This is a genomic window from Aquimarina discodermiae, assembly GCF_040786235.1.
Lineage (GTDB): Bacteria > Bacteroidota > Bacteroidia > Flavobacteriales > Flavobacteriaceae > Aquimarina.
This window is the reverse complement of the sequence record NZ_JBFMKP010000029.1, coordinates 1-15,849: the sequence shown is the minus strand read 5'-3', so window position 1 is coordinate 15,849 and position 15,849 is coordinate 1. Positions and strand designations below refer to the sequence as shown.

12 protein-coding genes are annotated in these 15,849 nt (G+C 30.9%); 3 read left to right on the top strand and 9 right to left on the bottom strand.

The annotated features are described in order from the left end of the window. Positions 1–23: 23 nt before the first annotated feature. Positions 24–3,038 (bottom strand): tetratricopeptide repeat protein, encoded by a 3,015-nt coding sequence (locus ABW636_RS17680; protein ID WP_367591402.1) that lies wholly within the window; start codon positions 3,036–3,038, stop codon positions 24–26. 421 nt (positions 3,039–3,459) lie between these two features. Between ABW636_RS17680 and ABW636_RS17675 the strand changes: the two genes are divergently transcribed. Further along, a complete protein-coding gene (locus tag ABW636_RS17675; RefSeq protein WP_367591401.1) occupies positions 3,460–5,094 on the top strand; it encodes a DUF4886 domain-containing protein in 1,635 nt (544 codons plus the stop codon). 110 nt (positions 5,095–5,204) lie between these two features. Continuing rightward, complete coding sequence (locus ABW636_RS17670; protein WP_367591400.1) at positions 5,205–5,888, top strand: cell division ATP-binding protein FtsE; 684 nt, start codon at positions 5,205–5,207, stop codon at positions 5,886–5,888. A gap of 98 nt (positions 5,889–5,986) precedes the next feature. On the opposite strand, the gene ABW636_RS17665 is transcribed toward ABW636_RS17670, so the two are convergent. The 4 genes from ABW636_RS17665 to ABW636_RS17650 form a co-directional block, all read right to left on the bottom strand. After that, positions 5,987–7,624 carry a serine hydrolase domain-containing protein gene (locus ABW636_RS17665; protein ID WP_367591399.1) on the bottom strand — a complete coding sequence of 546 codons (1,638 nt, stop codon included), beginning with the start codon at positions 7,622–7,624 and terminating at the stop codon, positions 5,987–5,989. 118 nt (positions 7,625–7,742) lie between these two features. Beyond that, positions 7,743–8,306 (bottom strand): helix-turn-helix domain-containing protein, encoded by a 564-nt coding sequence (locus ABW636_RS17660; RefSeq protein ID WP_367591398.1) that lies wholly within the window; start codon positions 8,304–8,306, stop codon positions 7,743–7,745. Positions 8,307–8,820: 514 nt separating this feature from the next. Continuing rightward, entirely contained in the window at positions 8,821–9,318 is a 498-nt protein-coding gene (locus tag ABW636_RS17655; protein ID WP_367591397.1) for a hypothetical protein, read from the bottom strand. A 187-nt stretch (positions 9,319–9,505) separates the two neighbouring features. Further along, the gene (locus ABW636_RS17650) at positions 9,506–10,021 is read right to left on the bottom strand and encodes a GNAT family N-acetyltransferase (RefSeq protein WP_367591396.1); all 516 of its coding nucleotides are present in this window, start codon (positions 10,019–10,021) and stop codon (positions 9,506–9,508) included. A gap of 395 nt (positions 10,022–10,416) precedes the next feature. On the opposite strand from ABW636_RS17650, the gene ABW636_RS17645 reads away from it, so the two are divergent. Next, positions 10,417–10,827, top strand: coding sequence for an Lrp/AsnC family transcriptional regulator (locus ABW636_RS17645; protein ID WP_367591395.1), 411 nt, complete (start codon positions 10,417–10,419; stop codon positions 10,825–10,827). A gap of 247 nt (positions 10,828–11,074) precedes the next feature. On the opposite strand, the gene ABW636_RS17640 is transcribed toward ABW636_RS17645, so the two are convergent. The 4 genes from ABW636_RS17640 to ABW636_RS17625 all read right to left on the bottom strand — a co-directional run. Continuing rightward, entirely contained in the window at positions 11,075–11,995 is a 921-nt protein-coding gene (locus tag ABW636_RS17640) for an alpha/beta hydrolase (protein ID WP_367591394.1), read from the bottom strand. A gap of 158 nt (positions 11,996–12,153) precedes the next feature. Further along, the gene (locus tag ABW636_RS17635; protein WP_367591393.1) at positions 12,154–13,578 is read right to left on the bottom strand and encodes a S41 family peptidase; all 1,425 of its coding nucleotides are present in this window, start codon (positions 13,576–13,578) and stop codon (positions 12,154–12,156) included. Positions 13,579–14,451: 873 nt separating this feature from the next. Continuing rightward, complete coding sequence (locus tag ABW636_RS17630; RefSeq protein WP_367591392.1) at positions 14,452–14,913, bottom strand: hypothetical protein; 462 nt, start codon at positions 14,911–14,913, stop codon at positions 14,452–14,454. Positions 14,914–15,120: 207 nt separating this feature from the next. Next, on the bottom strand, positions 15,121–15,849 hold a 729-nt coding region (locus ABW636_RS17625; RefSeq protein WP_367591391.1), incomplete at its 5' end, for a DUF4303 domain-containing protein.

Genomic DNA, 15,849 nt, shown 5'->3' with positions numbered 1-15,849 from the left:
AGTGTGTTTTTTAATCTGGATAATTATTGGTCTGTTTGGATGGAAGAGTTAGTTTTTGCTTCTTTGTCTTTTATCTCCTTTAGTTCTATTTCAGCTTCATCTGTTACTTCTGGATAATTGGTAAAATTTTTAATAACACTTTCTAAAATATACGTAGCTTGGTACGCATCTTTAAGTGCATAAAAGTTCTTGGCCATAAGCACCAATCCTTTGGCACCATATAAACGATAACCAGAAAAATCTTTTGCTAGTTTTTGAACCACTTCATTAGATTTTTTGTGCTGTCCTTCCTGGTTTTTAAAGTATGCTTCATAATATAGTGCTTCTGCAGCCAGTTCTCCTGTAGCTATTTTTTGAACTTCGGCATAAGCTTTCTTTGCTCGTTCTGTATCTCTAGTTTGCATTGCAGCTCTTGCTGTAAAAATCTTAGCGTCACTTTTTACTTCATTCTGTATTTTAGGGTTTGCCAATACTTTATCAGCATACTCGATTGTTTTTTGATAGTTTAGTAATTGGTAATACGATTTCATTAAATTGGATTGTGCAAAGATGATGTTCTGCGGAAAATCTGCATCACTTTCTAAACGTTCTAATATCGGAATTGCCTTTTTATACTTTCTCTTTTCAAGATATAATTGTGACAATCGGGCTAAAGCTTGCTCTGTATATTCGGTTCGATCATTTTGCAATACTTCTTTATAATGCGGTATAGCTGCTTCTTTATCACCTTTCTTAAAGTACAATTGTGCTAAATGAAAATGGCTTTTTAAAGCATGCAGTCCTTTTGGAAACTCATCAAGATATTTATTAAAACCACTAATAGCTGCATTATCATTATTTTCTATAAATTGTTTTTCTGCCGCCTCATACGAAGTGTTATCCAAATCGGCATCACTCACATCTACAAAATCAAGACCTTTTACCCAGGTTGCATACTCATTGGTTCTTCCTAAGTCTACGTATATCAATCTAGCTGTATTTACAGCTTGTATGGCTTCTTCAGAACCCGGATATTCTGCAACAACTCGTTTAAACTTTGTTAATGCTCTATCGCCTTTGTTTCCATTATAATATACTAATCCTTGTTTTAAGATCGCCTTGGGAACATATGAACTTCTTGGAATATCCTTTATCAATCGATCATAGGCTTCTATACCTCGTTGGATTTTATTTTCTGATATATATACATCACCCAATGCAAACATAGCATCATCTCTATAGGTAGATTTTTGGTAGGTTTTAAGAAACATTTCTAAATCACTTATCTTTTTACCAGGTTTATTTACAAAGCCATAACTAATCGCTTTTTGGTAATGAGCATAATCTGCATCAGAGCCATTACTTTTAATTGCTAGGTTATACGCTTCCATTGCCGGCCAATATTTTCTTGAAATAAAATGACTATCTGCCAATCTCAAATAAGTATCTGCCCGTCTGGCTTCATCTACATCTTCATTTTTAGAAAATGCATCAAAATGATCTGCTGCCTGTGGATATTGTTTCAATTTAAAATAGGTATACCCCAAGTTATAATCTATAGAACGGTATTCTTTTGTGGTAGATGCACCTGTGCTTCCCTGAAACTGTTTAAAACCTATCAGCGCTTCATTAAAATTGGTTAGCAAATAATCACTCTCTGATTTCCAGTATATAGCTCTTGCTGTAAAACCAGCATCAACTTGCTCTTTTAAAGAAGTATCAAAATAAGAAATAGCTTCGGTATAATTACTTTCATTATATAATTCTACTCCTCTGTAAAAGGCTACTTTTTGATACACCTCTTTATCGGCATAATTTCTACTCCCCTCGAGAAGATCCATTGCTTCTTTATAATTTTTTGAAGTTATATATGAACTGATTAATAACTCCTTAATTTCTTCTTCTGACTCGGTATTGGGATACTCTTCTAAGTAAGATAGTAGTACTTTGGGAGCACTTTCGTAAGAGTTACCTATTTCATAACTTAACTTAGCATAATTATAGGTGGCATCTTCTTTTATTTTTGCTTCAAAATCCATTTCCGAAGCATTTTTAAACGCATTTAGCGCTTGTTGTTTCTGGTCTGTTTTTAGATACGATTCTGCCAAATGATAATATGCATTTTGCGAAGTAGCATTATCCCCGTCAACAATTTTATTAAATTCTGAAATTGCATTTGGATAATCTCCTTGCTTATAATAAGCATACCCTAAAAGATAATAATCGGTATTATTCCATTTCCCTTTTCGCCCTTTATATTCCTTAAGATATGGAATTGCTTTATCATACTTGCCAAGGTTAAAATAACTCTCTCCTATAATCTTATTTAATTCTGATTTTTCTGAAGGTTTTGCTCCCGGAAGTTGTTTTAATCCTTCATTAATAGCACCTTGAAAATTATCCGATTTAAAATTCATGTCACTCTGAAAATAGGACAAGTTTTTATTGTATTGATCCAAGTCCTTGACCTCATCAAATAATTTATCTGCTTCTTTATAATTATCTCCTTCATAGGCGATAAAACCTAAATAATATTTTGCTTTTGCACTATATTCTGGGCTATCTTCTACTCTATTCAAAAATTTCTTAGCCTCATTAAATCGTTGAATTTTAAAATAGGCATATCCATTATTAAAATTGTACTTTTCTCTTTCTTTTCTACCTAATCGGCTTTCATCAACTTTATCATACCATTTTCTGGCATATGCATATTTACCATTATCAAAATAATAGGTAGCTGCATCTAGGTAGGCTGCATTTCGTTTAACACTGGTTGGATATTGTACAACAAAATCTTCTAAAAGTTGATCTGCATCTTTTTGATTTAACCAGACCGCACAATTCGCAATGTAATAAGTACAATCAGCATCGATACTTTCATCTTCTGACCGATCTTTTACCTGATCAAACAAATTTTGCGCTGCAAGAAATTGTCGGTTATTATACAATTCTAACGCTTGATTGTACAACACTAAATCATTGGTATAAATTGCTGACTGCTGAGCACTTAGAGTTGCACACAATCCTACAGCAAAAAGCATCGAGGTGATGTATTTCATAAAATTAACATATAAGTTATAAAACTATAATTACCAGATAACAAAGTAACATTGATATGATAAAACTATCAAATAACGCTTTGTATACATCCAGTATTCAAGTTCTATTTGTCTTGATTCCTAAAAAAAAGTAAATATCGTTTCCCGTGAATAATTTTTATGTTAAAGATACCCTAATCTTCTTTTTAATAACGAAAGATTTTCAAGATAATTACATTCTAAATTTAGATTTAATAATTTGGCCACCTATTCCTTTTCTTTTTTTATGATTTTTTTCCCTCACCCAGCATCTCATTCTTTCTATATTTGCTTAAAATGAGATTATTCTTGTAATAAATAAAATATCTCATATGAACTTTAGTTCATTATACTACCAAAACATTCATCACTATCAAAAAACAGATCTAAAGAACATCAAACTATGAAAAGAACGCTGATTGTTACGCTACTTTTTACTTTTTTATTTGCTACAACAACCTTTGCACAATCAAATACTAGTGTGCATTTAACCACCAAGGATACTACCAAAATCCTTTTTATAGGAAACAGCTATACATATTACAACAGCCTCCCTCAACTAGTAAAAGAGATGGCAAAAGAAAAAGTACCTAATAAAAAAGTAATGATAAAAATGATATCCAGAGGTGGAGCAACCTTACGATATCATTGGGAAACAGGAAAAGCTCTTGAAGCGATCAAAAAAGAATCGTGGGATTATGTCGTTCTCCAGGAACAAAGCAACTTAGGAAGTGGTATTGTTATTAATGAACAATGGTATTTTGATGAATCAAAAGCATTTTTTGAGCATGCCAGAAAGTTTCATACAGAGATTGAAAAAATTGGTGCTCGAACTGTTTTTTTTATGACCTGGGCTCGAAAAGGGACTCCTTCACAACAAAAATATTTAACGTATGCGTACCATAAAATAGCTAAAGAATCAAACAGTTTATTGGCTCCAGTAGGATTTGTTTGGCACAAGAACAGACCTAAATGGAAATTTGATTTATATGCTCCCGATGGTTCTCACCCTTCGAAATATGGGTCTTATCTCGCTGCCTTAACTATATTCAGTACAATTTTTGATACAAATCCCGCAGGCATCTCAGCAAAAATAGACGGCTATCCTTTATCTAATGTGGGCCAAGAGTCCAGCACGATAGATAATCTGGTTACCATTACACCTAAAGAAGCAAAAGCTATTCAATCTGGAGTAAAAAAAGCGCTTAAGCTTATCAAAAGAAATGATCGTCATATCAATATTCGTAAACCAGATCCAGAATATAAAATTCCTGTTTTGTCCCCAAATCAAGACATTACTTCAGAAAATATTTTAGGTAAATGGTATGGAACAACCACTCGTAGTCGTAATGCTATTGGAGTAACTCTTGATTTTAAACAACGTAAAGATTCATTAATAGGAGATATCATATCCTATTGGCCCGATGAAGCGGATACTATAAAAATTAAACCTGTACTTTTAAAACCAGGAAAAAAAATAACCGTTGATTATATCAGTAGTGATTGGGGTGTAAAAACTTCATTAAACCTTGTTCTTACCAAGGAAAGACTGTTGGGAATCTCAAAAGCAGAAGACAACAATGTTACTTTTTATGATACCTGGAAGTTATCTAGAGATAAAACTCAAAATACAATCGATTTAGAAGCACATGCCAAACTGCTTGATGATCTCAAGAAAAATATTACCAAATTAGGATATACAGAAGCGCATTTACATCATTACAAGCAATACTCTCTATTAACCAAATCGACTTATCAACCTGCGGAAGGAAGTTTAAACGCGGATGGATATTTCTTTCTTCGCAACAAAAAAATAGATAAGGCATTAGAACTGTTTAAACTAGCCATTGCCTTATACCCAGAATCTGCAAATACCTATGATAGTTATGCCGAAGCCTTGGTCGCTGCAGAGCAAACAGAAAAAGCATTAGAAATGTACCAAAAAGCCTGTGATGTTGCAAAAAAAACTAAAGATCAAAAATTGGCTCTTTTTGAGAAAAATAGAGACGCGTTAAAAAATCAAATTATGGCAAAGTAAACTTCTTCAAAATACACATACTAAGTGCTTTTAATTACAATAACAATTCTTATTTTTTTAAAAGAAAACTTTTACTTTTACCAAATACTATCAATCTAGAATCATAATTTATGTCTAATACAGTATTAAGCCTTAAGAATGCATCTATATATCAAAGAGAAAATTTAATTTTATCTGATGTAAATGTCGAAGTAAACAAAGGTGATTTTGTATACCTTATTGGTAAAACGGGTACTGGTAAGAGTAGTTTTATGAAAACCCTCTATGGAGATATCCCCTTGGTTAAAGGAGAGGGAAGCATTGTTGATTTTGATTTACCAACACTACAAGAAAGTCAAATTCCATTTTTAAGAAGAAAGCTTGGTATTGTTTTTCAGGATTTTAAATTACTTAATGACAGAACGGTTTCTGGTAATTTGTTATTTGTGCTTAAAGCTACTGGCTGGAATGAGGAAAAAGGAATGCATAGTAAAATAGATGATGTGTTGGACAAAGTGGGTATGAAAGCAAAAGGAGATAAATATCCTTATCAACTTTCTGGAGGAGAACAACAACGTGTGGCAATTGCCAGGGCTTTATTGAACGATCCAGAATTAATTCTTGCAGATGAACCTACCGGAAACCTGGACCCCCAAACCTCTGTAGAAGTTATGGAAGTCTTACAGGATATCAACAAAAATGGCAATACAATTCTTATGGCAACTCATGATTATGCACTATTGCTTAAATACCCTTCTAAAACCCTAAAATGTGATGGAAACAAAGTCTTTGAGGTAGTGCAAAGAAAAAATTAGAATAGTACTTTTTTTAGTTTCTTAATTCAGAAATTGTCTCTTTAAACGTTATGAAAGGCAATAGCATCTCTCGTTATAACCTTTTTACCATTTTTTTGTTAATACGATTTTTGTCTTACAAAAGTAAGGTTCGTAATATTCTGTCTTGACAATTTAAAACCTTGTACTTTTCCTTCTGAATTAAAAAGGAAATCAACTTTTCCAAAATAACTATTTTTTGCATACATGCATTTTTTAGAATAAATGTCTAATTCTATATTACTATGTATAGGATGCTTTGCTATTAATTTATTATCGATTACTACTAATTCGTAGATGCTATTGTGCTCTTTATTTGTGTAAATCCCAGCAAACCTATTTAAATCAAAATCCGAATCTTTTGATATGGGTGGGGCAACTTTTTTGGCATGGTATGTAAAATCTACCCATCTCAGATCAAAACCATCTTTTCGAAAAGTAATCTGAGAAAAAGGGAATATAAAATCAAAAACCTTTCTCTCTTTTCTTGTAAGAACGAATCTTTCTGTGGTTCTATACGTACCAAAATATAATGAATCTTTTTCTGCCCAAATATTATAGTAAGCACCAGGAGTTAACTCATAAACTCCTTCAAAAGAAGATAAGTTCTCATTATTAAAAGTTTGTTGTTTATCCTCAGACTCAAGTTCTAAAATCGCTTCTAATGAATTATATATAATTTCATACCCAGAAAAACCACCAGCATTCGATAAAAACACCAATGATAATTCATGTTCTGGAACGTGTAAAATATAAGATCGGTAACTTTCTGTACCACCCCCATGAAATAGAATATCAACTCCTTTATAGTTTTCAAATTGAATACCCATACCATATGTTATCAATTTATTATTGTTTAGAATGGTTTCCTGTTGCATCAATTTTAGATATTGCTGATTTTTAGTACCCTTTTTAATGAATTTTTGAGCCCATACAATCAAGTCATTCAAGCTTGCATACACTCCAGAAGCCCCCATTGTACTAATCTTTACAGGATTATTCATCATTCCATTCTTTGTTTCTGAATATGAATAGGCTTTATTAGGAATTACTTGGTTATAATCCCCTACAGCATGACTATGGCGCATCCCAAGTTTATCAAATACTTTTTCTCTTAATTGTTCTTGAAAAGGTTTTTCTCCAACACGTGTAATGATTTCAGAAAGCAAAACATATCCGGTGTTGTTATATTGATAATCATCACCCGGTTTAAAGTTGAACTGTTTACCATCAAATAACATGTTTAAAACTTCATCATGAGTCATCCTCTCAATTCCCTTTAATTTTGCTAATTCATCAACATTGGGTAAACCATGAGAATGATTCGTTAATTGTTTAATCGTAACTTTATAAGGAAGTCCCTTTAGTTCTGGCAAATAACTTCTAATATCATCATCGAATGATAATCTTCCTTCTTCTTCAAGAATAAATGCCAATAATGTGGTCATTTGTTTAGAATTTGAAGCAATGTTAAAAACGGTTGTATCTGATATAGGAATTTGATATTCTATATTTGCCAGACCAATTATTTTCTTAAATACCTCCTCTCCTTGTTGGATAATGGCAAAACCACCACCAGGAGATTTAGAATTATAGTGAGAGGTAAAGATAGAGTCTACTTTCTTAATTTTTTCCTTACTTATGGTTTGTGCATTTATATCGATATATTGTAGCATCCACACTAAAACAACCAAAATTGTTTTTGATAAAATTTTCATTTGAATTGAATTTATATTTCAATACAAATTTGTGGTAATGAAACGATGAAATGGTCTGAGAAAAGAAAGTCGCACTTATTTTTTTGTATAAAAAGGTTCGATTTTTAGTCGAACTCTTTTAAGTGTTTGATTTTCTGTAATTAGAGGGAGTCGTTGATACATTTTTTTTGAATGCTGTATTGAATGAAGATTTTGAATTAAAACCAACTTTGTACATTATTTCCTGGATATTTAACTCTTTATCTTGTAAAAGAGTTTTTGCTTCCTGTATTCTATATGTATTAATGAAATCAAAAAAATGTTTCCCTACTACTTTATTAATTAAAAATGATAGCTGCTTTTCTGGTATTCCTATTTTTTGAGCCAGACTTTGCAATGTCAAAGTTTCTTCGAGATAAGGTTTCTGGGTTGTCATATATCTGGATATATGATCTATTTCTTCATGATATTTTTCTTTCTCTTCAATCGTTCCTTTCTCTAGAGGTTTAATATCCTTATCGATGCCAGTAAATAACTCTGGGTTATGCATGGTTTTTAGCATAAACCAACAAATTACACCGAGCCCAAATAAAGAGATACCTAAGTTTAATAACGTAAGCCCTTGGTAATCGTAAAACGTTTCATAAATAGTTCTAAAAAGAACAAAACAATTACCCACTAGAAACAAAATAGAGGTAGTCATTAACCATCGATATGTTTTATTTTGAAGCGAGTAGTTTTCGAGGTGTAATTTTTTATATCTCCTAAGTACATAAAACACACTAAAGATGTATCCATAATACTGTAGTTGAGCAACTATCAAATAGAATATATGATTTTCCTTTGTTAGAATTTGAAAAGAAAACAAAGCTAAGAAAATAAAGAATAGAATGCTATGAATCCAATGGGTTGATCTAAACCTGAAATTATGATAACATATGGTTTTAATATAAAAATAAAATAGAGGCATTTGTAATAGTACCGATGACACTCTTATGGTATTAATATGAGGATACTTTATAAATATATTCTGCAAAAAAAGAGCCGAAATATCTAGTGAGGTTACCAAAAGAAATAAGGCAAAGAATATATTGGGCAATTTGTTTTTAGAGGGGGTTATCAACAAATAGAGAGAGAGAAACACTAATAGAAATACAGTAACCAGACCAATATCGTCAACTATGTTCATTATTAATTTATATTAATCTATGTTTTATTTATTTACTTGGTTTTCTGTTTGCTATTTGTTTTCTCATAAACCTAACCCAGAAATTCCATTTACTAGATTTTTGATTTTCAGAAAAAATGTTTTCGAGTTTGTCAAACCCATCTTCTATCAAGGCATTGTGCAAAGAACGAATGGCCAAAACCCATATAAATGTTCCTTTTCCAGATGTATTCATATCGATGGTATGTTTGATTTCGGTTTTCTCATGAGTCAATTCATTGATTTCGAACTTATGAATCCCATTAAATCCATTAGGTTTTGAGAATCGAAACTGAATGATCTCACTCGGTTCATACTTTTCTACAGCATATCTTATGGGTCCATGTCCGCCTTTTGCTCCAACTCTGATTCCGGCCTTAAATTTCATTTTTGGCCATTTTTCTTTTGGCCAAATTCTATCATTCTCTGTCGATAGCGTTTTAAATAATTCTACCACCTTGTTTTTTGGCTGGTCTATTGTTCGTTTATGAATATTTAATACTTTCAATTTTCCCCGATTTTAATGTAGCTATATTTTTTTCATCTATGTTACACAACACTACGTGTATGATAAATTACTCAAAAATACATCAGTACTTTTCATCGTTGTTAAAGATAATTAATCTAAGTTTTTCTTATATACTGTTGGCAGTAGTTTTTTCTTCTATTCCCAGGTTTTTAATAATCTTGCTTATTTATATTGTTTTCGAAAAAACTATATTTTCATAACCTTTTCCATTTACTATAAAGTTTAATTCACCTACGTTTTTAAATTCATTTCTTTCATAAAATCTAATGGCTCTATTGTTTTCTATGTAAACGGTGAGCCACATCGTATCTAATTGCATTTTTTTTGCTTGCTTTTCGACAAAAGTTAGTAACCGTTGTCCTATTTTTAAGGGTATAAAATCATTTAGAATAAAAATTCGTTCTAATTGACAACTGTTTGGTGACGTAATATTTTCGTTTGATGCATCTAGCACTAATTTTGCATAACCGACAGGTAAATCATCTACATAAATAATATAGAAAATTTGCTTGGGATTGTTTACATTCTGTTTCGTTTTAAAAACTGAAAAATTCTCGTTAAGGTATTTTGATACATCATTTTTATCTTCGATATAATGCCCATGAGATTCAGCCCATGTTAGTCGACCTAGAAGTGCTAAAACTTCTATATCTGTTTTGGATGCTATTTTTATTTTAATCATTACTATTCTTATTTATTCGTAATCTTCTTATATGGTAACTATGAAGCAATACAGCAATTGTACAGCCTACAATTATTGGTGTAGCGCTAATTAATACACCATATAAAATATAACCAGTATTTGCGATTAGTGATATTAAACGTAGTTTATATTCGCCTTTTGCAGACATAGAATATAGATTGATAACAAGAGCTATATAACCAATACTATCTATTAAAAATGGGTTCATATTTTATCTTTTTCTGTTTGATTAATACAAATTAGAAATCAAACTGCCTAAACATTACTATACAAATATAGAATGTATTATCTTATTTTTACATTACAATCGAATTAATATATGTACATTTGAATTCGTTTCTATCGAATATTAACAAATAAAATTACGATTACAAATGGATACATTAGACAAAAAGATACTTGAAATGCTAAAAATTAATGCTAGAGAAAGCTTCGCTAATATTGGGAAAGAAGTAGGATTATCTGCACCTGCCATAGGTAAGCGTGTTAGACAATTGGAAGAAGAAGGTATAATCGAAGGCTATGCTCTAAAAGTGAATCATGAAAAATTGGGTATTGAGACTAAAGCCTATATAACATTGGTAATACATCGGGGATCAACAGGATCAAATGATGCTCAAAAACAAATACAAGCAATGGAAGAAGTGCAAAGTTGTGATAGAATTACCGGTGATGATTGCTTATGTATTTTAGGTTATTTTAGAAACAATAAGCATCTTATTTCTTTTCTTGAAAAAATCGCAGAGTATGGTGCTTCTAAAACGAGTATTATTTTAGAAGTATAATTCGTTTTCTTGAAAGATTAAACAGATTAATTCTGTCCTATCTTTATCTGGAAGACTCTGTATTATTGTCAACGCCGATTGTATGAATTGGAGCAAGACTAGTATGCCCAAAGCAATTGATTTATCTGTGCATTTTTATTTCTTGTTTAATTTATAAAAATCTAGCACAATCGCAAAAAGGAAATGATCTTTAAATAAAACACTAAACTTTGCTCTGATTTTACAGCACATTGCTAGCTGTAGATTTTTATTTTTTTTCAAAGGCCCAAATGATTCCTTTTGTTATAAAACTTGGGTAAACAGTCATATGACCTTCATCGGGTATTATCAAAGACGTGATGTTTAAGTCTTTGTAATTTCGTGATAATAATCTTTTTTTAAAATCTAACATCTCACTAACCATTTTTGAGCCTGTTTTTATTTCTTCATCTGCTCCTATACACATAAAAACATTAGCTTTTAGGTTAGATTTAGTCTTAAAATATTCATTTTCAAATTTATTTATGGAATAATTATCATACCATAATGAAGGACTTCCAGCCAAATAATAATCAAATAGATCAGGGGTTGTCACAAGCATATAACTAGCTAGTAAACCACCAAAAGAATGACCAGCAAACACTTTTTTTGTCATATCGACTTTGTAAGTTTTCTTTAAAAACTTGAACACATCATTTTTAATAAAAGCAACAAAATTATCAGCTTTTCCAGAAGCTAATCTGGCTTCTTTAGAATGTCCTCTAGGTTCATTTGGAGAATATGTAGGCGTATAATCTCTTGTTCTACTAGTAGTGTTTTTTTCTCCTTTTGAATAAGAAATTCCAATTAGAATAAACTCTTCTACGTTTAACCGTCTATTTATACTTGCAACTAAAGGGAATGAATAGTCAGAATCTGTAAGCATTAGTATTGGAAATTTTTTATCTGTTTTTGAATATGATTTTGGAAGTTTTACATACAAATCATATATTTTTTGATTAATAGTAGATGTAATTTGATGAACTTCCGTTCCTTTTAATGTATATTCTTTTATTTCAGTTATTAAATTATCAGATTGCTCTGAGTTTTTGTTTGATGAAACTTTATTTAAAGATTTACTTTTTAATTTCTCATCTTTACAAGATTTTGTAACAAATAGAATTAAAAAGATTAAAAGAAGTTTATTCATTTTTTTTTAATTATTTTCAACGTTTCTATGTATGGATAGTAGCAGTCTTCTATTCAAAAACCTTTTAGTTTTGCACTTACCCTTTCCTTTGTTTTATGCTTATATTTTCTTTCGTCATTTTAACCGATATTACTTATGCACCGTGATAGCACGGGTTTTTATTTGTTTTCGGTTATTATTAACTCAATAGCATCATCTCCATTTTTCACATCTTCGTAAAGGTATTTGTAAAAGTCTTTTGATTTTTCTGGGTAATTAAGCTCATAATCTGGTTTGATTCCAATTTCTTCATAACTAATTCCATCTAATGATTCGTATACCATATTCGATAATCCATATGTCCAGCCATTTGGAAGTTTTTTGTGTAAAATATCCGAAAACACTCCTTCGGTTGTCGAGCCGATTATTTTTGAGTTTGGAATTTCTTTACTACCCAAAACAAGCAACTCTGCTGCACTAGCGGTTTGGTGACTTGTTAAAATATATAGCTTCCCCTTAAATACTTGTTCTGATGGAACTAATTTCATTGTTTGTTTTTCAGTAAATCCATCATCAAATCTTACTTTTTTGGTGCAGATGCTTGTTTCATTATTTACAAAATGATTAAGAATTTCAATGGAAACATCATCAAAACCTCCTCCGTTAAATCTTAAATCAACAATACACGCTTTAGCATTTCTGATAGTTTTGACAATCGAGTCCATAATGAAACTCGTGCCTTTTGCAACGTCTCGATGATGATTGTCGGCTTGGTTGAGATTACTCCACCATTCTTTCCAAAACTGTTTTTTGGACAAGCTATCTGCAATTGGGTAATTTGCCCAGCTAATCATATTTGATGTTTGAATATAAGCAACATCTTCATTTATCATTCCCCATTTTAATTCTCCCTGATTATAACTTTTAGCATTTTTTAAATGTTTTTCAATTATTAAGTTTTTAACTTGTTTATCTAAACCCTCTGGAATTTCTTCTTCCATTTCAGTAGAATTACTTGTCAGTTGATTTTCATAATCTTCTTCTAATTCGTCAGGCAAGTCTATAGAAATATGTCCATCATTTACTTCTTCAAGCATTTTTTTAAAAATTAAATATAATTCTAAAGGTCTAGTTTTTGAATTTACTTGAGGTTCATATTTTTGATAAATACTGTTCCAGTCGATGTTTCTTTCTTTGAAATAAACATATTGCTCATTGAATGTATTCCATAATACTTCAAAATTGTATTTAGGGTCGTTGGCTAATTCTGTGTTGATGTTTTTGTCAAAATCTTTATTGCTTCTGAAAAGTTTGAAAGTTTTAACGCCATCTTTTAGTAAAATCGTATCGTTTGATATTGTATCAGCTGTATAATATTTGAAATAACTACTTCTCGAATTATCAGAGGTTCTGACATTTCCGACTGAAGATATGTGATATCCTTTTACAATACTATCCTCAACACTTATTGCTTTTCCAAAACCGAGGTATTCCCAATTTCCATTCAGATCAATTTTCTGCTTGGTTGTATTTTTCTTTGTAACTATTTGGCATGAAATGGCCAAAAGAGCAATAAAGGAAAGGATTAATTTGTTTAAATTCATATCAATATAGTTTATATAAAGGCCTGGGGTTGCTATGGTTTTTAAATTGTTGTCAATGTTTACTATGTCCCCTAGTAAAGTAAAATATCACCTAGCTTTTCGGTTTTTCTTACACATTGGTTGTTAATTTTTCTTTTCTAGAGGTATTAGGACTCATCAAAAATACAATAACCATTCGATTCATCACTTAGCAACTATGATCAGATAAATGTCGTTATCTCATATTTTTATTACACTTAAAATCAGTCCGTAAATTATAAAAATTATTAAGGAAATAAGAATTGGTTTTTTTGATAGATAAATTTTCGAAATAAAAGTCCAATTATAAAGGAAGATGAATATAGGAAGAATAAAAAGTAAAAACCCAATTTCATCTTTGATCTTATAATCTACATTATGAAACGCGACATAAAATTGTAGAAGCCTTGAAACACACAAAAATATTAGTCCGAAAATGAAAAATGAGTTGGTTTGGGAAATTCGATTTATTCTTGTATTCCGCCTGTCTTTTAAGATCGGCTTACTTGCCCAAAGGTATATAGTAAAGCTAAAAGCGAGGCTTATTGAGAATAAACTCCAAAAAAAAGAATAATAAAATGATGGTTTTTCAAAGAATGGTTTTTTCCAATATCCATTTGAGATTGCTGTGAGTACCATACTTAGTTTAATAAGGCCAAGAAAAAAACAATCTAATAGATAGCTTAAGACAATTCCAATGTTATGCCACTATAAAATCGAAAGAGTCCTATTCGCTTAATACTAAAATTCAACTTATACCTTTTCAACTCTACATTTTTTTCTGTATGCCCCCTAACGGTTAGTGTAAAATGCGTTTCAATGCATTTTTACACAGTGTTGTGTGTTGTTTTTATATTAATTCATTTTTTTAGATTCAAATTTTAACGTATCAATTTTAATCCATTTAGCTCTTGATTCTCCATATTGCCTTATTCCGCCTTTAGAAATTGGATAGTAAACACTATCATTTTTTATTATAAAAACCCTCTCCAATACTGACCAAGGTATTTTAGCATTTTTATTATCTGATTTTACTATAAAAAAAGGATTTCTTATAATTCCACCTTTTGATTCTATCTGGCATTTATATTTAGAATCCAAATTATGACATTCAACAAATGGTGGAGTATAAAGTATTGTGTCTCCATCAAGATTAACTTTTGGAGATTCCGAATAATTATAAACTGTTGTAAATTTATTTCTTACCTCAATTGGAAGTTCTTCAAATTTTAGTTTAATAGGTTCTTCTTCGTTACAACCGAAAAGTGACAACGATAGAAAAAAGTATTTATAAACATTATTATTGAAGTTTTTCATTCACATTTTTTAGATAACACACAACGTCTCGGCTATGGTTAGTACGGGAATTAAAAGTAGTAACCTTTCGATTAAGCACTTAGCCAAAACTTTTTTATTTTGTTTTATCTTTTTATTTATAAAGCCAAATCAAAAGATTTGGCGGACTTTCTAAATATACTCAAACCTTTCGGTTCAGCACCTATTAGCTATGTTTTATACACCGTGTTAGGCAATGTTTTCTGTTTTTTCTAATATGATTTTTGTTAGGTTATTATTTTCGTCATTCCATCGCTGTTTGAACAATGAATGGATATTCTCGGGGTTAATTTGTTCTGAAGAATTGTCATCGACATTTTCATCTGTTGCGTCTGCGTAATGCAAATACACAATTATGTTTTCTCTTTCTTCTCCTTTTCCAAAAATCCCTTTTTTATCACAAGTTTTTAACGCTTTAATTAAAGTGTCTTCGTAATCTTTCATTGCGGATTCATATTTGCCATCTTCTATATCATATATAAAAGTTGCTAGAAATTTATAAAGAGTATTATCATTAGTTCCCTCATATTCCCATTCCGAGATATACCATAAATCTGAAGAGTCAAACTCCTCTCCATCTTGAGTTAGCTTCCTTTTTATTGACTCTATAGTATTTCCAGCAGAAAAGAATCCTGTAATATCTCCAACTATTCCAAGGCCAAAACCATATATGGTTTCTCCATTTGACTTTTCCTTTATAAAATCAAAATCAGCAATAATTTTTTTTACTGCTAAATCGTGAATTGTATTTTTTGTTTCTTCAGTCATATTTCGGGTTGTTGTCAAATGTTGCCTAACAACGTTTAATATATGTGTCGTAGCAGAGCAAAATGTTACCAAGCCATCGACATTTCCTGCGCATTGGTTGCTAACTTTTACTTTTTTGCAAGCATTGCGCCTTACCAAATATACAAGAAC